Raw genomic sequence first — 20,568 nt, 5'->3', positions numbered from 1 at the left:
CTCAACAAACACTTGGCAAGTTATAGGTTGCTTCTGCCACCTGCAAGGCCGTGGAAGAATCCGGCACCATGGCAGGCAGGGTGCCAGCCTCGGGCTGTGGTTGCAGGGCAAAGTCAACAAAATCTGCAAAGGGCACTGCTTTGGCAAACAAATAGCCCTGGCCTTTGCCAATGCCCATATCGCACAGCGCAAGTTTCTGGTCTTCAGTTTCAATGCCTTCTGCCACCAGTTCCGCCCCATATCTTTTTGCCGTTTCAGCAGAAAGCTGAATGGCGGAAAGGACGCGTGCGTCCCCCATATTGGAGGTCATGGAATAGTCAATTTTCAGTTCGGTAAATGGGTAGCGGGAAAGCAGGGAAATGGAAGCATAGCCTGTGCCGTAGTCGTCCAGTGAAAGACAGACGCCATGGCGGTGGAGTACCTGAATATTGCTGGTGACAACATCTGAATCTGGCAACTGACTAGTTTCAATAATTTCCAGAATAACCCTGTGGGCCCCAATGCCAGTGCCTTCCAAAAGGGCACAGAGCCGCTCCCCAAATTTCGCCCTTGCAAGGGAAGCCGGGGTTATGTTTATGGAAACCTGCAAGTGTTGCAGCACCTGGGGCATTTCCCCCAAGCACGCCACCACCCGCCGGATAATAGCCCATTCAAGCTCTTCCAGCAGGTGATACTTCACCGCCACTGAAAGCACCCGGTGCGGGTTGATATACAGCCCCCCACCCTTGGCGGAACGCATACGCATAAGGCTTTCTGCCCCCACGCACGCATTGTTTGTTAACCGCACCTTGGGCTGAAAATGAACTTCCGCCGTGCCCTGTGCAATCCACTGTTCCAGGCGAATACGAATTTGCCGTTCTTCAAAGATGGTTTGCATGAAACCTTCTTCCATACAGTAAACAGAAGCCCCGTATTGGCGTTCATACAGGCTTAATGCCCGCAAAAATCGTTCTGCATGCCGCTTGTAAGGCAGCTTTACGCTGACACAACCCACGGTAATGCGGGGAAAAAGGCCTGTTTGCCCTTCAAAATCTTCCAAGTGCAAGGCATTATACAGCCTGCGGCCCATGATCAGGGAATGTTCTTCATCACTCATGCCAGAGTCAAGCATAACCACAAAGGCGCCCTCAGCAGGGCTATAGGCCCGCAACCATATTTTTTCCCATTCTTTGTTGTGCTGCAATTGTTTCAGGTGCTTTCCAACTTCCTGCAAAAAGGAATCTGCCCACATATATCCCCGTTCCAGGGTAAGGGAACGTAAATTCTCTACCCGAATAAGAAACAGGGTTACGTGGGGCTTGCGCCACACAGAACCTGCTTCTTCTTCCGGCTTTGCCAGGTCGCGCAACAGTGCCCTGCGGTTGGGCAAATGGCACAGGGGGTCTATATACAGTTGCCTGCTTCGGTCCATTTCCCGGCGGAAAAACTTTGTGACAAGTACCATTACAGCAAGTGATATGGTGAGCGAATCAAACCCCCTGCGAAAAATGACATCAAACCAGGTAGCTATACTCATCTCCCCCAGCACCGCAAACATGGTGGGACCAACGGAAACAGCCCCAAAGCGGCCTAAGGCAAGCAAAAGAATATCGCTTGGCCGGGCCAGCTGCAACGTGCCCCGTGAAAGTAACTGCCGCAAGGCATAGCCTGCCAGCGCTGTCAAAGCCATATCAAAAAATGACACTTCCATGGGCAGAATGCCACCGTACATGGTGCGGCTTAAGCAGGTAAAAATCAACGCCGCAAAGGTACTTTTCCACCCTCCAAATATTGTGGAAATAAACAGCACATCATAGGAAAGATAAATTGTTATCAAGCCATCTGGATGCAACCATGCCCTGCTCAGGCCAATAGATAAAAAGCTGGAAAACCCCAAAACAAGCCCCAGGGTCCAGGAATTTCTATCGTACAACATAACATCTTTGCCCAAAATGCTCACCACATTTACCATGCCAAGCATGGTGGCTGTTTGCAAAAGCGCCAAGGGCAGCATGGTCATATAGTATGTTTGGGCAGACTCAAAAGCGAGCCGCATTACGTCAAAGTCTATCATAACTGCCCCCAAATACGTCAAAATGTAGAGCAAATAACCAATGAAATGAGTCAATTACTCCGTAGGGATTTTTACGCCCCCCCTGCCACGACAATTCCGCAGGACAGCGGAATTGGACGGGGAACAACGTGCCCCCGCCGCAAGGCCAGCCAAAGAACGTGGCGAGTCAAATAGGCCAGAACGTGCTGCTCCCGTCGCTAAGCGACTCTTTCAAATGGTAAATGCTCTCACCAGGAAGGTAAGGATGAAGCAGTAAAGAAATTTACTGCCTAAAAACTGTGAGACCTTATGGAAAGGTTGCCCTTACAGAAGGAGTGGGCACAAAAGGAATGTGGTGAAAGCGGCAATGATTGCCAGAGGTAAGCCTACTGCAAAAGAGTCTTGCCAGGGCTTTCCCTAGGAAGGGTGCCCCAAAGCCTGCAATACGCAGTGTTGCAGTGGCCTCCCGCTATTGCATACAGGCACTGCACGCAATGCAGCGCAGTACTGAATGGCACGCAGAACGAAACAAAGCACCCGATGGAATGATGCGCTGGTGGGATAAACGAAGAGTTGAACTGATGGGCATGGTAAAAACCAACACCACCGGTAATGCGCTGTAGCCTTTGCCCCTGGCAGAGCGATGTGCCAGAACAAAAAATGTGCGCCAATAAAAGCATTAACAAGATTATTAATGGAACTATGCCGTTACTTTTGCACAGTGAAAGCACTCTACTATAAATACGTACCTTTGTCATTGCCAATTTATCGCACAAAGGCATAAAACAATATATACAACAATAATTCAAGATAATTACACATTAAAAAACTCATTCCTAGTACGCAAAACAGTAAGCCTGTTTTGCCCTTTTATAAAGCGCATATTCCATGGCGCTTCCTAACGGTGCCCATTTGCGCAGGAAGTCTGCCCTGTTTGGGCCAATTCCTGCACGGCTGAAGAGCATTTCAGCCTGAGCAGCATCCTAAAATTAGAAATTTTGGTCCTTGCTTCTACAGGTCACTGCATGCTAATTATGAGAGATACCTTGCTAGACGAGATTAACTTTGAGAATATACTTTCTCAAAGTATAATGGCACGCCTGCTTCGGCGCTTAACAGCGCAAACCATGAAAGACACAATGCACACGAACAATGCCTTGTGTTGCTGCGCAGCCATCATTAACACTTTCAGGAGCCCGCTTTATGGCTGACCCTGTATGCCCACCAGATAAATGCCTTTGGTCACAGTCTACCTCATTTTGCACCAGTTTGCGCAATGCAAATGTGCCACTTGACGACAAATGGCCTACACTTATCCTTTATTTACGCGGCATTGGCAACAACCCGCTGCTCAGCCAGGTGGAAAAAAATGCCTTGCAGCAGGTTATGTTGCGTCTGTTACACCTCCGCAGCTACACCAATGAAACGTACCTTGCCACCATGCGCCAGGTACACAGCATACTGAACAGCAAGTGCGAGCAGAAGCTTCAGGAAATTGCGCGAGAAGCAGAAGCGCTGGCAAAAGAAGTAGCCACCCTGCTTGGCCGCCAGAAAGAGCATGTCAAAACGGTTTCAGAACAGGTGGAACACGACATAGCCCTTGGGCTGGACCCCAAAAAAATACTCACCGGGGTGCGTTCCTCCCTTAAGGACCTTATTGCCAAAATAGAGCAGGACACCCTGGCCCTGACGGAACTTTCCCACAAAGACAGCCTAACAGGCCTTGCCAACCGCCGTGCCCTGGAAGTGTTTCTGGAAGAGTCGGTGGCTATGTGGCAAAATAATACGACACCCGTTGCAGCCATTATGCTGGATGTGGACAACTTCAAACGCTGCAACGACACTTATGGCCATGCTGTGGGTGACCTGGTGCTGCAAGCCATTGCCAAGCGCCTTGACAAGGTGGTGGCTATGCTTGAAGGCAGCAACACCAGTGCCTTGGCAGCACGATATGGCGGGGAAGAGTTTTTACTGATTATCCGTGGCTCGCAGGCTGAAGCAGCCTCCTTTGTGGCAGAACAGATTCGCCTGCTTATTGAGACAAACCCCGTGCACGCAAACCTTGGCCTTCAAGGGGAAACAACCCCGCCCGTGGCTGTTACCATAAGCCTGGGCATTTCCCACCTGTGGCACGGCTGGAAAAATTCCTTTGAAACAAACCTGCTGGATGCAGCAGACAAAGCCCTATATGTGGCCAAGCAAAAAGGCCGCAACCGCACCGTGGCCTTTATACCGGAATCCAGCACGTTTCTCCCTGTGGAACCTGCCGGCATTGTGGTGTATGAAGACTAGGGAAACGCTGATTTGCTCCCTACGGCTTCGTTCCATTACGTGTACCACGCGAACGTTGTGAAATGTGCCAATACTAAATCAACCCGCAACCGCCCCGCTTTCCCGGCATACATACCCGCGGTTGCGTGTGTAGCCCTATACCCTGTTCACTCACTGCACATCCACGGTAGCACCAATACTCCTTGAGCAAACAACCCACCGTGCACGCCCCCGCACAATTCTCCTATTGATTTTTTCTCACCTCTTTGCTAGTCTTCGCAGCTCAACACAATGTGCTTGCACATTCCTGCGGAGGGATGGCAGAGTGGTTGATAGCGGCGGTCTTGAAAACCGTTGAGGGTGAGAGCCCTCCGTGGGTTCAAATCCTACTCCCTCCGCCATATTTCAATCCGACCGAGTTCGGAAAAGTCTGAAAAGTGTTTCCTGGCAAGGGAATAAGCAAAACAGATTGTCCGAACTCGGTTAGAAAAAACCATAGACAACCCACCTTTTTGGGGTACTTCTGGGGGTACATAATCCCTTGCCAGGAGTAATACCCCCATGTCGAAGAAATCTTCTCTCACAGACACAGCAATTCGCGGCGCAAAGCCTACAGACAAGCCCCTGAAACTATTTGATGGTAATGGGCTTTTTTTGTTTGTGGCTCCCAACGGCACAAAAAGCTGGCGTGTCAAATACCGCATTCAAGGTCGTGAAAAGCTCGTGCCTTGCCAAACGAAATAACTGCGCGTTTCTTCTTTGCTTTATCAGTAAATAGACGCAATACTTCACCAGGGCGGCATGGATTTTTGCAGCGCGACACTCTTGGGGGGATTACCAGGCTCTTGAGCCTCCTTCACTCCTAACGGCTTTGGCATGTGTTTTTCCCTCCTCAGGCTTTACCCTGCAAAACGTTCTCCAGCATAATACCTCGCTTCAAGGTTTCAGCAGAGATCGTCATGGAACCGCTTTTCAAAGCCCACAATCCCAGCCGCAAGGCGATATTGGCGATCTGTCCGCCGGAGAGTTCAAAGTTTGGCAACGTAGCCCTCGCATCTTCATGCAGGTGTAGTTTTTCGCCCAAGCAGGCGTCCCAGAGCCGCAGGCGTTCGGTTTTGCCGGGAAGGGGAAAGAAAATGCCGCAATTGAAGCGCCTGGAAAAGGCGGCATCAATGTTATCCTGCATGTTGGTGGCCATAATCACAAGGTTGGGGTAGTTTTCCAGTCGTTGCAGCAAGTAGGCCGTTTCCTGGTTGGCATGACGGTCATGGGCGTCTTCCACATTGGTACGCTTGTTGAACAGGGCGTCCGCCTCGTCAAAAAAGATAATCCATTCTTTGTTCTCGGCCATGCGAAAAAGGTGCTCCAGATTTTTTTCTGTCTCGCCGATATATTTAGATACAATTTGCGACAGGTCGACCCGGTAAACCGGTAAGCCCGTTTGCTTGCCGATAAGTGCGGCGGTAAGTGTTTTTCCGGTACCGGGCGGGCCATAGAACAGGGCTTTGTAGCCGGGTCGTAAATGTTTGCCCAGGCCCAGTTTCGTGTACAGTCCCCCCCTTTGGACGGCCCAGTCCAGGATATCTTGTACTTGGCGCAAAACAACAGCAGGCAAAATCAAATCATCCCACTCCAGGGGAGTCGTCAGTTTGTGGGCCGGAAAGTTTTGGCCGGACGGTTCATAGGCCTTACCCCGGCATATAGAAGAGAGTGCCCCTTCATCCACCAACAGGGCCGCGCAGGTACGCGGTTCGTCTGGCGGGCAGGGGCCGAGCCGTAAAATCCCTCTACTGATCAGCCGGCTATCCTCTGCGAAAAACTCCATACCAGCCAGACGATACAGCAGATTACTCCCGCTGAGCAGGACAAGAGCGGTCTGCATTGTGGGAATGAGGCCGTTGAACTGGCGGCCATGAACCCCGCCAAAGTATTTTTTGCATGCCTCTTCCTGCAACAGAGAAGAGAGGGTTTCCGGTTTAATATGCGGCAGCAGTGCCAAAATAAGCACCAGACGATCTGCCCCGCTCAGTTGGTAATGTTGGACAAACTCCGTGTACCAAGCACCTTGGGGAAGGTCCGGCACGGATTCATCCGCTTTTTCCCCTTCCTGCAGGCCCAGGCTGAGCAGGCAATTGCCCAGCATACGGCCAAACCAGTCCAGTTCAGCGACCAGAGCTTCTGTATTCAACATTGCAACAGCAGTATACGTTTCATTCATGACCAATGTACCTGCACAAGCGTCTTCATCCAGGGGGTCTGGATAATGGAAAGCACCCAAGGCAGGCTTTGCAACAGTAAATCATGGGGCCGCGCCTCCACATGCAATTGCGGGCTACTATGCCCAACATACAAAACCCCATTGCGCCGCAAAAAGTCCTGCGCAAGCTTTTCCGGGCTGGTATTGCCTAGTCCTTTCCAATGAGTCACCATGGCCTGCGTTACTTGCTGTGCCTCCTGCTTTTCTCTTGCCGTAGGCAAAAAACCGGCCTCAGCCAGAAGGACGGGCTCAAGAGGCGGCCAACCACAAAGAATTTTGTTCAGCAGCAAATCACCTTCTGCTATCAGCGGATTTTCCGGGTCAAGGAGGAGCTGTAACAGGCATACAGCCCTGCTTTTTTCAGTTGGTGATATAAATTCCTGTTGAGAATCCAGCAGCCCAAGGTGCTGGAAAAAATGCGGTAAAAAGGGCGCTACCAAAACCAGGCCGGCATTGTTCAAAAAATATTTGCCCTGTAGCGCATCGTTGGGCAGTGAGGCGGCTTCAATATCCTCAAGTGTGATGGATTCCTGTTCGAGCTCGTGCAGGGCCTGCTCAAAACCTTTCCCCACGCAACCAAGCCCCCGCAAAAGAGAACGCAAACGGCGGAATATCAGGGGTGCCCCCTTTTGCCGAAGCATTATGAGCAAATCTTCTCGCGCCTGCGCATGTTCAAGCAGCGCCCGAAGTTGTGCCGCCCAGCCGTTTGCAGCAAGGTGTTGCGCATTCCAGGGAGATACGCCACTTGCAAGATATTCCGCCAAAAGTATGAGAAAACGGCTGTGCCTGTTTGGCTTGGTTTCTTTGGCAGGCAGGCGCAGCCGCAGTTCCGCGCGCAATGCTTCCTGCAAGCCTGGAATAACGCCGGAAAGGGGTACACAACCCAAATGCAGATGGAGTGTATCAAGGTACACCACCCCCTGATCATCAGGCAGGGAGAACTCATCAAAAACTTCCTGGAACAGGCGGGGCAAAGCTTCCCGGCAATGCGCCAGGACAGCATCGCCCCAGCGTTCCGCCTCTCGGGCGGTGGTGGAGAGCCCGCCCTCTGCCGAGGCTTGTGCGGTACAGCGCAAAATGACGCTACCCACTTTGTGCAGAGTTTCAACAGACATAAGAGGTTTTTTCCGCCAAAGGAGGACCTGAAATCAGCGGATCTGTCGCTGTTGCCAAGAGGGATGCTTTGTCCTTTTTGCCTTCAAAAGAAAGAATAAGTTCCCGCAGTCTGGCTCGTGTATCGTGTCTATGGGCTTCTGTGCTTTTTTCCGGCCTATACAGCAGTGAATCTATCAAACCCCGTTCTTCCGGGGTGATAAAAAAGACATGGGCCAAAATGTGCGCCGGTATGTGCTCTTGTATCGCCTGTTTCAGGGATGGCTGCCATGCCGGAGGCACAAGCGTCTGTTCCAGAAGTACAGCCAGTTCAAAGGGACGATCTTCACCAATCTCCGTGTAGTCCACAATTTCCACCCAGGACGGCAATGACGTTTTGACCCACATCGTGGTTTCCCTGATTCTGTCAAAAGGGTTTGGCGGTGCATCCGAAACCATGGTCGGGTCTTCTTCAGCAAGTACAGCCAGCCAGCCTATGTGAATGTCTTTGTCTGTGATGTGATACTGTTCGGCAGATCCGGCCAGACGCATGACGTACAGGCCTATGAATTCCGCTTCTTCCAGGCTGCTTGCGGCTATTTTGCAAATGATACGCAGCCGCTGTTCCGCATCCCGAATATAACAGCGGTATTCATCCTGCCCAGTTACCGTATTACGTTCAACACGGATATCAAAAAAACGTTGTGCAGGTGCCGGAGCAGTAAGGGTGAAAGGCAGTAACAGTATGGCAAGGCGCTGCTCTAGCAGGCAGTTCCCGGCATTGACCTGCGACATCCCGGCTTGAGAAGAATTCCGCAGTAACCGCCGCCCGTTCAACCAGGGCAGATGTCGTAGCCAATAAGTAAGAAGTCCAAGCCGGTGTCCGGCGTTTGCGGAGGGGAGTGAACCCTCTTGGATAGTATCTTCCGGAACGAACCAGGGTACTTCGCCCTGCAATGCGGCCAGATGCAGCAGGAGGTCCTCGCAGCGCCGCAGAAACTCGCCTCCTTGCCGCACGGCATCCCCCATGCCGATTCGGTATGCCGGGCCGTCTGTCAAGACGGAAAGCAATGGACTTTCCGTATCAGCGCACAGTTCTTCCGCTTTCGGCACGCGCGGAACAAACAAGGCGGCAGGGTCACGCAGCGGAAGCAAGGCGTCAGCCAAAATCTGCTCAAAAAGAAACAGCCACCCCTGGAGTTGCCGCGATTCCGCCTGGTTTTCACCCACACTGCCACTTTCCACAGAGGCGACATTATAACACGCAGGGAATTGCTCATGCAGGTACGCAGGCTTGCCGGTCTCTTCGACCACGGCTTGGTACCAAGCGGCTTCCCCCAGTGGTTCTCGTGTTTCCGGTACACGCCATTGTTCCCGGTACAGTTTTTCCGTGAGGCGGCATTGCGCCAGATACGCGGCATGACGCAGGTCTTCCTTGCTCAGTTCTTCATAATCACCACCCCGGCCTACCCGGATGTTCCATTGTGTTACGTCAAAGGCGTCATACCCTTGCCCCAGAGATAATATCTCTCTGGCGAATGCCCTTTGCCCGGCAGCGTTGCGCAAACAAACACTATGGATACCTTTAAGTACATTATGCCCGTTCGCCTGTGTCTTTTCAAAGGAGTAAACCAGAAATGCATGCATCTCTGAGGGGCTGATTGTACGCGGTATGGCTCCACGCGGACGAAGGTATTCTTCAACCGCTGTCATGAGTTCTGCAACAAGGGCAAGAAGCGTGTGCGGCTTCTCCGGAGATACGGCCAATTCAAGTATAAGCCCGGCTTCCAGGGGGGCCAGCCGTATTTCTTCGGCCCGCAACGCCGGGCGGCATAACTCCTGCCACTGTGCCAGACGGTTGTTAACCTCTTGCACAATAGGGTCTTTATGGTCAAGGCCGCTTTGCGCCTGTGTTGTTTCCGGGGTCAGGGCAAAGGCGGAACCACCCGTTGGCAGCACCGGGGCAAAGGCAACCACCATTTTGGGTAAGGGTTCTTCCGCGCCCTCCGGCTGCACAATCCAGGCCCGGTGCAGGCCGGGGATAGTTTCCACATTCCGGCAGAGCTCCGTCCTTCCAGCCGGAACGGCCGCAAAATCCGACTTGGCAGGCAAAGAGGAATCTGCCTGAAACACAAAGGTGTTTGTCTGCTCCGGGCGATTCCAGCGGGCTCCATGCCCCGTGATGGGTAAAAGGCAGCTGGAATCCGGCAAGGTATCATAGCGGTCCCGTGCCAGAGCCAGGGCGTTTACCAGTATTTCCAACTGGGTCAGCCCCGGATCGTGCTCACTACTAAGATCCCAGGTTGCACCGCTGAAAAAAACGGCATGGCTTCGGGCCTCTTGCAGAAAATGTTCATATTGGGGGGAAATGGCGTGTTTTTTCATGCCGGGCTCGCAAAAAGTTTCAGATGGATGTCCATATCCGCCAGATGGAATAGCGTGGCCGGATTCTCAGTGGAAATCACGGCTTCCGTGTTTTCCCGGCCATGTGCGACAAGGACGAATTCCTTCTCTCTGGCGGGACTTACCACAACAAGCTCATCAATGCTTTCCAGCCAGGAAAGACCGTGCAGGGCTTGCAGCACATCCGATCCGGCCAAGGGCCGCCCTATGATTGTCTCACAAGGGGTAAAAGCCCAGGGTGAAAGTGTTCTGAACAGTGCCTGCCGTGTTTCCATCACGGCTTCAGACGGGTCTTTCGCAGGATCACGCGTGGCCCGCAAGCGCAGGTTCATACGTTCATAGTGTGGTTGCATCACATGGAGCCGCACATGGGGCGAAGCGCGTTCGCGCAGGAATTCTTCAATTTGGCGCAACAGTTCGGAGTCGGCATAACCCGGCAGGGTCGGGTCAAGCACAAAACCGCCGGGTAAGGTCTTCTTTGTATCGACAATTTCTGACGGCAGGGCAGTCCTGGCCCCTTCCTGCGGGGCAAAAATGACCACGGCGACAGAGCCGGGGCTTTTATCTTCCAGTGCGGCGTCACAGTGCGGCAGGCAGCGTACCGCCAACACTTCAGGACATTCCCGTAAGACCAGGCGTTCATAGTCTTTGGGCAAAACAGCCTGCCCGCGATGCGCCAGTTCTTCGGCGCAGTTTTGCCAAAATTCCGTTTGCCCCTGCCGGGTCAGGCCAGAAGGCCGCCCTCCACTGGAAGCATAGGGCTGTGTAATGGTGAGAGCTGTTTTCTTTTGGTCTGCATTTTCCCTGCCCAAGCGGCCGAGTTCGCCCAACATGCCTGCGGGCAGGGGAAAAGGCCTTTCCTGAACGTCGGATTGCTCACACGGGCTGTACACAGCCCAGGCGGCTTGCGCATGGATGCCCTGCAAAGCGGCATCGGGCCGTGTATGCCAGTGCAGGCGCACATGGCGCGCTGGGGTATTCCCGGGCGCAGCGGATTCACCTGTCGTCTCTTCTTGGTTCGCTGCATCCAAAAGCAGGCGCATGGTGCCGCTTTGGCAGAGGCCTGTGGTTGCATCATGTAACAGACGCGCCCCCCTGACGCTCATGGCATGGGGAATTGCCCCCCCACCAAGCTCAGCGGTGTTTTGTAGCCGGAAGTACAGAGACAGGGGCAGGCTTTCCCTCTGGTTTTCAAGCTGGCTGAAGCTGAGGCATAGGGAATGCTGTGTATAGTGGGCAAACAGATGCGGAGGTTCCGCAGCCGAAGGGGTACACTGCGGCCAGGGGTGCTCATGGGCAAGCAGGCCGGGTTCCAGGCGCAGGTCATAGTGCGCGTCCGCCTCATAATCCAGGCAGATATCATTCCAGGCCGGTGTGAATGGCGGGTTAAGGTCGTGCAGGCGTGGATTGCCTCTCAGCCAGGCCCAGGCCCGCTTGAATAACGATGCTTCTATCAAGGTAAGTTGAGCCAGAAGGGTACCGTACGAGGCATGCCCAAACAGGCTGCCCGTGCCGCCAAGACTCCAGCGGTAGCTACATAATTGGCCGTCCTGCGGCAGAGGGCATTCCAGCGTGCGGATGCCACCCCCGTGTAATTCCACTGGATTGCCTGTTATTTCCCAAACATCACTCAAGGCGTGTTTTTTGCACGATGGGGCAAGGTGCAGTGGTGCAAAATCATACGCTCTAAAATACGCCGCAAAGCTTTCCGGCGCGGCCCAATTCCAATGCAGGCGCATGGCCTGGACGGTTTTATTGCCTAATTCCGGGATATCCAGCATCAAAGCCGCACCCGGAACAGGAAGTGGCCCGAATATTTCCACAGGCATACCTTGGGCCGCAGGCGTAACCTGGGAGGAGGCGAAGCAGGAAAAACCTCTGGTGCCTTTCACCTGAACAGCCACATGGAGATTGCCAAGGCTGAATGTATGCAACACCGCCCATAACCGCGACACGCCCGGCACAGGCTTTAGCCGGAGGGCCGGGTGCAGAGCATCCAGGTTGTGGGTGTCCGCTTGCGGAGCACACAGCCCTGGCTGCTCCGCAGTCAGAGTCAGGCTAAGGCGCAGTTCCGGCAAGGGGCAAATCATTTCTTCCGAGGTGGTGAAATCAGATGCTGGTTGATCCGGTTGCGCGGCTTCCGGCTGTTCCTGCGGCAGCCCTTCCGTTGCAGCCACATCCTCTGCCTGCTCTTCTTGGTCTGTTTGCGCAGGCGGGCTTTCCGGCTGTTCCGTTTCTAGCGGGGCAGGCTGCCCAAAGGGTGCGGTCTCCGCCTTTGGAATGGATTGTTGCGGGAAAATCAGGGTCAGTTCCGTGTTGTCCGGAGCCATCCAGCCAGCTTGCGCGCTGTACTCCACCTGAAAGAGGGCCGATGCGTTCATGGTCTGGCTGTGCTCTTCCCAAGCTTCTTTTAACATGGCAAGGGCATCGGGTGCGGATGCATCCGGCGTCAGAGTAAAGCGCAATTCAATGCGCCTGTTGCCCCCGGCCAAATGCAGGGCGGGCAACGACAGCAGCGTGGAACAGGCCTTGTGCGGGTCTTCCGGGCTGGCGGGTGGAAAGGGCTGCCACAGGCCGCCCCCGGTGGGTGTTGTGTGATTCTCCCAGGGCGTTTCCCGCATCCAGGGGCCGGGCGGGTTTGCCGGTGTCAGGGCGAGGACATCCGAAAGGCTGGCAGAGTTAAGCGGGGTGTCTTCTTCTATCCTGAAAACAAGGGGTGGTTCAGAGGCGCAGAGCACTTCAGTATGCGCTGGCAGGGTGAAGGGTACTGTGCCCGGTTCAGACTGAAACAGAAGGAGCGCCCGGTCCGCCTTGGCTTGCTTGGGGGTAAACCCCATAACCTTGCGGTAAAAATGATCCGCATGCAAAGGGACAAGGCTGTTTACCCCTTCCTGTACATGGCAATACTGCCGGAGAAAGGTCAGCAGAAGCCCGGTGTGCGGCTGTAAACGGCCTTCAGGGCGTTCTAAAAGAGCAGTTAAAGCCGTTTCCGCTTGCTCCAGCAATGCCTTGCGGCGCAGGCCCAGTTGCACGGCGGTGCCTTCATACAGGCCTGCGCGTTCCAAGGGGGCGGCGCTTTCTTCCTTCCAGGGGTGCGGCAGAGGTGCGTAAGGCGGTAAGGGGAAGGAAAGGCCTGCACTTTCCAGATTGTGTATCCAGCCCAGTTGCCAGGCTTGTTCTTCGTCAATCAGGGTCTGGATGGCGGCATCGGCTTGCGGTGGTGCGGTGGCTGTTTCCGGAAGATGCGAAACAACGGTTTCCGCTTGTTGCTGCGCCTGCTGCGGCACGGGGGCGGAAGGGTAATGAGTGGGTATGTCTCTGGCCAGGGCGGCAATGCGGGCCGGGCGGGCCGGCTGGGCAGCGGCATCTTCCTTTAGGGCGGACAGGATGATCAGCGGCTCCCGCCGCAATACATCGGCCCAGGTGCCGGAAGGGACATCACCGGATTCAAAAAAGCGGACCAGCCCGGCGAGGCGCAGCACATGGGCCAGCATGGCTTGCTCGTCTCTGGCGTCCAGTTTGGGCGGTTCGGCAAGGGCGGCAAAGGCGCGCCAGGCCCGGTTCAGGCCAGTGGCGGGAAAGTGGTGTGCGACTCGGCTCATGGGGCCTCCATTTTGTGAAAATCCGGCGTTCTGTAGCAACCCGGCATCAGCCGCCAATTTTTTGTTCCATACGCAGCAGCTTGCCCGTGGCTTTGACCCGCAAAACAAGATCTAGGGTCACTTTACCTTCATGGGGCTCACCAGTAACCTGCACCTCTTCCAGTTCCACGCGCGGCTCAAAAACGGCCAAGGTATCACCCAGCCGGTGCTTCAAGTATTCCGGGTTGAACAGGGAATTGCTGTGGCCCCCGGCTGCCTCAAACAGCAGTTCGTGCCAGTCAACCCCGTATTCCGGCAGCAGAAAACGCTCACCCGGCGCGGTTTGTAAAAGGATGGCAACGCTCTGGGCAATATCCGGCTCTTCCGACACCGTGCGTGCGGCGTCGGAGGATTTGTTGAAGGAGGGGGGGAAGAGCCAGGAGGTGTTCATTATCCAAGGTCCTTAAAGTGTAGCATTTCGTTTAAGTGTTGGTTCAGTTGCATCTATAGATATATCATCATCTATCTTAATTGGAATTTCTTTTGATATCGTTAATATCATATTTATTGTCGACTGAAATTCTGAAAGGCAAATGTGATATGGAAGGCTACTGGGATCTGTTCGAGGCACCAAATATAATTGTTGGAAGTCAACCAGAGCTTTTAGCAAAAATATAAGTTTGTTTTTGACTTTCTTTTTTTCTAAATTTGATTTTTCTGCGCTTTCATCATAGGGAATAAGCGTATCTCCTTGAGGGGCTGGAGCCTGAGAGGGTCGGGCCGAAAGAGCTGATTTACGATCTTCATGCTTTGAACCACTGTGCTGACTAGCGCTTCTCCTGCTTGATCGAGCACTAGCTCCTCCACTGCTTGCTTCAGGTACATCAGCGCTCTGTTCTACGTGTTCAAATTGAAGTGTAGGATTAGCATGAGCCAATAATTTGTTAAATATACTAGGCCTCTTAGGGACAGAATCAAATTTTCCAACATTAAGAAGTTCTTCTTGGGTAGAATCTCCGCTAGAAATTTTATAGTTAATAGAACACTCTGGGTTTTCCGTTGTAAGTTGGGGTTTTAGATCTTTAATTTCAATCTCGTATATTACTTTTTTAAATTTGGGAGGTATCGTAAAAGTGCTGTCCTTCCTCGAACGCTTTCCCCCGGCACTCTGCCTATCCTGGTCTGTTTGAGGTCTGCCCGGTTGATACGTCAGATCGCTTTCCTCCATCGGAGGTAACTTGGACCACCAATCTTTCAAACATCCTTCAACCTTTTCTTCGTGAGAAGTATTAGCCTTTGCAGTAATTGGGAATAAATTCTGGTAATTACCTTGTCCCCCCAAATGCTCGTTAAACAGATGACCTTTGATAAAGTTATCTCCATTAAAATTTCTATGTAAACTTTTCATGATGTTTTTTAATGCATTTGGCTGAGGAGCCTGTCCCTTTACTCCTGGATCTGAGTCCATTGTAGCTTTTACCTTTGTTGCAACTGGCTCTTGCCCATGGACAATTTTATTACCCTCGATATAAGCAAATTTCATATTTCGAAAGGATAGGGTCTCATACGTAGTCATAGGCAACACCCCTTAACTGATAGTAATATCTAATTTATCTTCACCAACCCGCCCTTCACCGTCAACATGCCGCCAGCTTTCAATTCCGCTGTGGCGTTGCCGGAAAGGGCGATAGCCTGTTTGCCTTCCATTGTTACTTGCAGCCCTTCGCCTTGCAGGTTTTGCGCGGCTTTCAGGGTAATGTTGCCTTGGGCCTGAAGCACAATATCCTTGTTGCTTTTCAGGGTGATGCCGCTTTTGTCCATGCTCAGGCTGTTACCGTTTTTGTCCGTAAGGCTCACCAGCCCGTCCTTGTCGTTAAGGCACACGCTTTGTTTGCCCGGCGTTTCCAGGGTAAGGCTTTTATCTTCTTCATTGAGCAGCAGGGTCAGGCCGTTTTTGCTTGTCAAGCCTTTGCAGGTGTTTTTTTCATCCTTGGCAGCCAGGGTATCCGGTGCGGGGTTGGCTTTGGAGGGCAAGGCACCCACAATGACCGGGGCGCGCGGGTCGCCGCCCAAAAATCCCAGGAGCACCTCATCGTCTTTTTCCGGCCGGAAGACCACACCGTAGCCCTTACCCGCATACAGCGCCGCCATGCGCGCCCATACCCCTTTGCCTGCCTCGTGCAGCAGCGGAATATGCACCTGAATGCGTTCGCCCTGCTCCGGGTCGCCGGAAATTTTCAGCACCTTGCCGGAATACAGCCCCTGAATGTGCGGTTGGCCGCCTTGCAGCGGGTGGGTAAGGCCGGGCTTGCTGCCCTGTTGATGCAGCCTTTCCAAAAAGTCGTAGCCGAACTGTATATCCAGGCTGCACAGGCCGGCGCGCAGTTCCAGGCGCGTGGCCCAGATGAGCGCAGAACCGTCGGCAAAACCCGCAATATCCTGTATGTGCAGCATATCGCCCGGCATGGCCTTGTAATAGCCAAGCAGACGCACCCGGCCGCAAAGAAAGCCCAGCCCGGCCCGCCACAGCAAGCCCTTGCCCAGGTTTTTTGACTCGTCAGGCTCCACAGCGTGGGGAATGAGCACGTCCTGTGTGGTTTTGCCCTTGGGCTTTGCCGTGCCGGGAAATTCCGGTTTTACCCCGGAAGATTTTTGGGCAACTGCCTTCTGCGCGGCTTCATCCCAATTTGTTACCGTAACGGAATCCAGCCAGGAACGGCTGTCCCAGCGCGTTTCCAGCTCCAGCACCGACTCGCTCGCACCGCTCACTTTTACTGTATTGCGGGAACCAGAAGCATCCGCCGCACAGGCGCTGACCTTGCCATTCCGGACTATGGGCACCAGCCCGTTGGCCCACAGGCGGGAGAGCAGAAAGTCCCAGTCGTTGGCCTGTACCTGTTGCAGTTGCGCATGTTTGCCCGGAGTTTGCGGAATGTCCGCTGCCAGACCGTGGGCGGAGAGAATTTCCTTGCAGATGTCACTGTCACTTTTGTTCAGGTACAGGCGGGTTTGCAGGCCAAGGGTCAGGCTGTGCGCCGCATCCCGTATTTCCAGCCGCAACAGGCGCTCGCCGCCGCGCAGGCTGAACCCGGCGGAAGTAAGCAGGCCTTTGAAAATGCTTGTGGCTTTGCCTTTTTCCCCCGCTTTTACTTCCACCGCGTCGCCGGGCGCAAAAGAATCTTCAATTCCCCGTTCCAGGGTGAGAACGGCCCGTACAAAAGGGATACGGCCTATTTCACGGACAAGAGTCAGGGCTATAAGCCGCTGGCCATACTCTTTGCCTGCACACAGCAAGTTCAATTGCAAGGGGGCGGCTATGCTCATACTCACTTTTCCGGGTAGATTGTTTGGAATGTGGTGGTCAGGGTGGCGCGCAGGGGCGCGCCTTTTCTATCCAGCAGCGTAACGTCCAGTTTTACTTTGCTCACCAGGCATTTGGCGCATAAATTGCCCCAGACCAGCCGGCAAAAGGGCGGCTCTGGCTTGCGCGTGCCTTTACGGTTGAGAGCGGTTGCGGTTTCCATAAAATTCCAAATTTCATCAGCCACGTTGACCGAGCTTCTTCCCAGCGCGGCGGCCCCCACCCCTGTACCGTCTATAATGAACTTCATGTCGAATACCGAGCGGTTTACCCCTTCCATAAGCGTACGGCTTCCGCCGGTGACAAACGACTCTTCTTTGAAGGAGAATCCCCAATCCAGGGTGTAACCTTCAGGATTGAAAAGTACAGTATAGACCTTGAGTTTGGACCGATAGGTTTTATCGGTATACGTCTCAATGACCATTTTGGCGGTTGCGGTGTTCATGTGTCTCCTGCCTTCAGGCCTCGTTGCGGTCTTTCAGAATTTGCAGCACCGCATCCACGCACCTGTCCACCACAACCTGCGTGCCGGGGTATGTTCCCTGCCCATCCGCAGCCCCATCTTTTGGGGCTGCCGCAGAATGGGTGCCAGTATTCTGATCGTCCATAAGGGTCATGGAAATGTTGATTTCCCGTATCTCCACTGGCATGAATAACTCCTTGTTGGGCCGAATGTTCGAGTCTGTTGATAGGTCAGGCGCAAATTGGCATAGGCCAGTTCCAAGGTCTCAATCACCACAGCGTTTGCTGTTGCGTCCAACGAGGCTAGGGACCAGCGCACCGGCCAGGCTTGATGCGCCTGCCATGTCATCAGGGGGGTATGCCCCTCATTCAGCAAGCTGACGGAAACCAGCAGCGGCTTGAAGGTGAAGTCTTCCAAAGCATCGCGTATCCACTGGGAAAGCCGGGAATTGGTCAGGAGCCCGCGCTTCAGCGAAAGGTTGGAGTGGGTAAGCCTCTTGGGCAGGCTGTACACAAAACCATTTTCACCGCCTTCTCTGAGCTCTTCTGTTTCCACCTTTACCTCAAGTCCGCTCACTTCCTGAAAACTCATGTCCATGGGCTCTCCCATACCAGCAAACTCCACCCGGAAGTGGAAGCCTGTAAGTGGGTATGAGTCGGCCGAGGACATTAGCGCGCCTCTATCTTCAGCTCTTCATAGGCCAGGGTTAGGGATTCCAGAGCCACTTCATTGCTGTCGCCCTTAAAGGTAGGCCCTTCAATTTTCATCGGCCAGGCCTTGAGCAGAGTCCAGACCATTTTGGTTTTTCCTTCTTCATCAAGCAGGTTTATGGCGATATCTTTGCGTTTCAGTTTGTTGTGGTTCGTCATGATCCACTCAAAAAACTTGCTGTCAGAAGGGAAAATACCTTTTTTTAAGGTAACGTCGCTTACCTTTGGCCTGCCGGGCAGCTTCATTTCGCCGTACTGCTTGCTGAGCCCGTCACGGTACTTGATAACCTCGTATTCCAGGTTGGGGCCGCTGATTTCGCTGAACCCTATGGGGTCATTGTCGAAAATGACGGAATACCGGAACGAGACCAGGGGATACATTGTCGAGGAGTCGGAATCTGGCATAGTGCACCCGCCTTGTTAGTTAAGATTGTTGCATTTTATGCATGAACCGCAAAATGATGAACTCCGCCGGACGCACAACGGCCATGCCAATATCAACAATCAGACGGCCTTCCAGTATATCCTGCTCGGTCATGGTGCTGCCCAGCCCAACGTTGACGAAATAGGCTTCCCCTGGTGCCGCGCCCGCAAGTGCCCCTTCTTTCCATTTTTGCAGCAGATAATTGTCAATGGTGCCCTTAACTTTGGCCCAGAGGTTTGCATCGTTGGGCTCGAACACCGCCCAGGTAGTGGCCCGGCGCACGGATTCTTCAACGGTGATGAAAAAGCGGCGCACAGGAATATAGCGCCATTCCTGGCTGTTGCCGTCCAAGGTGCGCGCACCCCAAACAAGATAGCCCTGACCGGGAAAACTGCGCAGGGCATTAATGGATTTTCCGGCCACGGAATCACTGTTCAAAGATTCCTGAACATCGGCTGTAATAACCTGGGTGAGTCCCAGCACATTGGTCAGGCTGACGTTGGCAGGCGCTTTCCACACCCCGCGCCGACGGTCGGTTGAAGCATAGACTCCGGCCATGGCGGCGCTTGGCGACTGTACGCGTAAAGCTGTCTGCACAGCGGAATGGATGGAGCGATATACGGAGCTATTACTGTGCAAGCCATCGGAAAGACGGTCGATATTTTTACTGGTAGCGCTATACAACTCACTGAAAAGAAGTTCTTGGAAGGAATCGTGAAGCTCGGTAAACACATCCGGAGTCAACATACCGATGGCTGTATATAATTCTTTCAGCATGCTGGCCGTATCTTCAGCATGACCCACAGCACCATACTTTGCTGTGGTGGCCGTCAAACTGTCCAGAGCATGCTGCACCATATCTTTTGACATGGTATGTGCTTGGAAGCTTGTATATTCCGGCACATCCTTCAACTCCTCCTGCTGCACTCCAAGTATGGAGGCAAACAGCCGTATATAGGCGGCGGCAATGGGGGCGATACCCTCCTGGGTAAGCACCGGGTACTTTTTGCTGATCACTTCGGACAGGAAACGGGGCAGCTTTTTGGACTTGGGATCCGAAAGCGCTATTTTAGCTTCCTCAACGGCCGCCATGAGGTTAGCCCGGTCTTCCAGCGCGGTGTCCAGCGCCTGTATGGACTTTTTTGCCACCGGGTCAAGATCGGCCAGAGCCAACCTGCCGGCATCAGGGTTATCAGTTTCTCCTGCAGCGGGTTGTGCATCTGCGTCAAACAGATAGTCCTTGATATTGTGATAGCTGAAGGCTGTGGGTGTGTCTGCAATGATATAGGGTGTGTACACCGCGCCGTAGCTCAAATTCATAATACCTATACGGTTGCGGAATTCCTGGCAGTCTTTCCGCCACGAATCAAAGCCTGGAGTGTGCCGCCAATGCAGCAGGGTGCTGCCCTCTTTGGTTTCCTCTTTGATGTCCAGAATGGCAAAACGGTTCATGCGTTTGGCACAGTGAGCAAGGGCTGCCTGCTGCACATTGTAGCAGCTTTCCCCCAGCAACACGGCTTCCGGCATGACCAGCAGGGTGATATCATCGACTGATTCCAGAGCCGCTATAGCGTCAAGGAATGCCTGCTTGTCATAGTTTGTTGTTTCTTCATATGTGCCGGTGGAAACAATATAGCATTCGCCACCGCCGTTGGCGAAATACATGTACACCGTTTCATACAGCATAAAGCAGTGTTTAAAGTGTACGGAATCCACAGCGGAGAACTGACCACTCTGGTTTTTTTTGACTTTAATAGACTCAAGGTACAGTTTGGATACTCCCCCGAACCGCTCTTCAAAATCTTTAAAAGAACGGATGTGTTCGGGCACACCAAGCAGGCTGCGCCCGTCATAGCGGGTTATTTCCGTATACCCGATAAAGGCGGGAATGGCGGACTGCACCTCAACCACAACACCGGGTAAAGTTGAAATCTCCTGCACATAAATGCCTGGAGTCAGATAATTGTTGGCCAT

General features: G+C 53.4%; 15 protein-coding genes and 1 tRNA gene. 3 read left to right on the top strand and 13 right to left on the bottom strand.

The window, feature by feature from the left end:
• Position 1 precedes the first annotated feature (1 nt).
• Positions 2-2,053, bottom strand: a complete 2,052-nt coding sequence (locus G497_RS0106800; RefSeq protein WP_027187593.1) for an EAL domain-containing protein — start codon at positions 2,051-2,053, stop codon at positions 2-4.
• 1,182 nt (positions 2,054-3,235) lie between these two features.
• On the opposite strand from G497_RS0106800, the gene G497_RS0106790 reads away from it, so the two are divergent.
• The 3 genes from G497_RS0106790 (at position 3,236) to G497_RS0106780 (ending at position 5,047) form a co-directional block, all read left to right on the top strand.
• A complete protein-coding gene (locus tag G497_RS0106790) occupies positions 3,236-4,324 on the top strand; it encodes a GGDEF domain-containing protein (protein WP_027187592.1) in 1,089 nt (362 codons plus the stop codon).
• A gap of 290 nt (positions 4,325-4,614) precedes the next feature.
• Positions 4,615-4,704: transfer RNA gene (locus G497_RS0106785), tRNA-Ser, on the top strand.
• Positions 4,705-4,864: 160 nt separating this feature from the next.
• The gene (locus G497_RS0106780) at positions 4,865-5,047 is read left to right on the top strand and encodes an Arm DNA-binding domain-containing protein (RefSeq protein ID WP_027187591.1); all 183 of its coding nucleotides are present in this window, start codon (positions 4,865-4,867) and stop codon (positions 5,045-5,047) included.
• A 148-nt stretch (positions 5,048-5,195) separates the two neighbouring features.
• Here G497_RS0106780 and G497_RS0106775 read toward each other — a convergent pair whose 3' ends face one another.
• Genes G497_RS0106775 through G497_RS0106720 form a run of 12 tightly spaced genes read right to left on the bottom strand, consistent with a single transcriptional unit; the run spans position 5,196 to position 20,568 of the window.
• Positions 5,196-6,521, bottom strand: coding sequence for an ATP-binding protein (locus G497_RS0106775; RefSeq protein ID WP_027187590.1), 1,326 nt, complete (start codon positions 6,519-6,521; stop codon positions 5,196-5,198).
• On the bottom strand, positions 6,518-7,675 hold the full coding sequence (locus tag G497_RS0106770; RefSeq protein ID WP_027187589.1) for a contractile injection system tape measure protein: 1,158 nt from the start codon (positions 7,673-7,675) through the stop codon (positions 6,518-6,520). The genes G497_RS0106775 and G497_RS0106770 overlap by 4 nt, the downstream gene beginning before the upstream one ends.
• The gene (locus tag G497_RS0106765; RefSeq protein ID WP_027187588.1) at positions 7,665-10,037 is read right to left on the bottom strand and encodes a hypothetical protein; all 2,373 of its coding nucleotides are present in this window, start codon (positions 10,035-10,037) and stop codon (positions 7,665-7,667) included. The genes G497_RS0106770 and G497_RS0106765 overlap by 11 nt, the downstream gene beginning before the upstream one ends.
• A complete protein-coding gene (locus tag G497_RS0106760; protein ID WP_027187587.1) occupies positions 10,034-13,657 on the bottom strand; it encodes a baseplate J/gp47 family protein in 3,624 nt (1,207 codons plus the stop codon). The genes G497_RS0106765 and G497_RS0106760 overlap by 4 nt, the downstream gene beginning before the upstream one ends.
• Positions 13,658-13,703: 46 nt before the next feature.
• Positions 13,704-14,087: a GPW/gp25 family protein gene (locus G497_RS17115; protein ID WP_051257914.1), complete on the bottom strand. Its 384-nt coding sequence runs from the start codon at positions 14,085-14,087 to the stop codon at positions 13,704-13,706.
• 12 nt (positions 14,088-14,099) lie between these two features.
• Entirely contained in the window at positions 14,100-15,212 is a 1,113-nt protein-coding gene (locus G497_RS0106750) for a hypothetical protein (RefSeq protein WP_027187586.1), read from the bottom strand.
• Between the two features lie 29 nt (positions 15,213-15,241).
• The gene (locus tag G497_RS0106745; protein WP_027187585.1) at positions 15,242-16,960 is read right to left on the bottom strand and encodes a phage baseplate assembly protein V; all 1,719 of its coding nucleotides are present in this window, start codon (positions 16,958-16,960) and stop codon (positions 15,242-15,244) included.
• Between the two features lie 2 nt (positions 16,961-16,962).
• Positions 16,963-17,442, bottom strand: coding sequence for a CIS tube protein (locus G497_RS0106740; protein WP_027187584.1), 480 nt, complete (start codon positions 17,440-17,442; stop codon positions 16,963-16,965).
• 13 nt (positions 17,443-17,455) lie between these two features.
• Positions 17,456-17,647 (bottom strand): DUF5908 family protein, encoded by a 192-nt coding sequence (locus G497_RS0106735; RefSeq protein WP_027187583.1) that lies wholly within the window; start codon positions 17,645-17,647, stop codon positions 17,456-17,458.
• Positions 17,611-18,129, bottom strand: coding sequence for a phage tail protein (locus G497_RS19795; RefSeq protein WP_084516071.1), 519 nt, complete (start codon positions 18,127-18,129; stop codon positions 17,611-17,613). The genes G497_RS0106735 and G497_RS19795 overlap by 37 nt, the downstream gene beginning before the upstream one ends.
• Entirely contained in the window at positions 18,129-18,575 is a 447-nt protein-coding gene (locus G497_RS0106725; protein WP_027187581.1) for a phage tail protein, read from the bottom strand. The genes G497_RS19795 and G497_RS0106725 overlap by 1 nt, the downstream gene beginning before the upstream one ends.
• A 19-nt stretch (positions 18,576-18,594) precedes the next feature.
• Positions 18,595-20,568: a phage tail sheath C-terminal domain-containing protein gene (locus G497_RS0106720; RefSeq protein WP_027187580.1), complete on the bottom strand. Its 1,974-nt coding sequence runs from the start codon at positions 20,566-20,568 to the stop codon at positions 18,595-18,597.

The sequence above is a fragment of the Desulfovibrio cuneatus DSM 11391 genome (genome assembly GCF_000430005.1).
GTDB lineage: Bacteria > Desulfobacterota > Desulfovibrionia > Desulfovibrionales > Desulfovibrionaceae > Frigididesulfovibrio > Frigididesulfovibrio cuneatus.
This window is presented reverse-complemented; position numbering and strand designations above follow the sequence as displayed.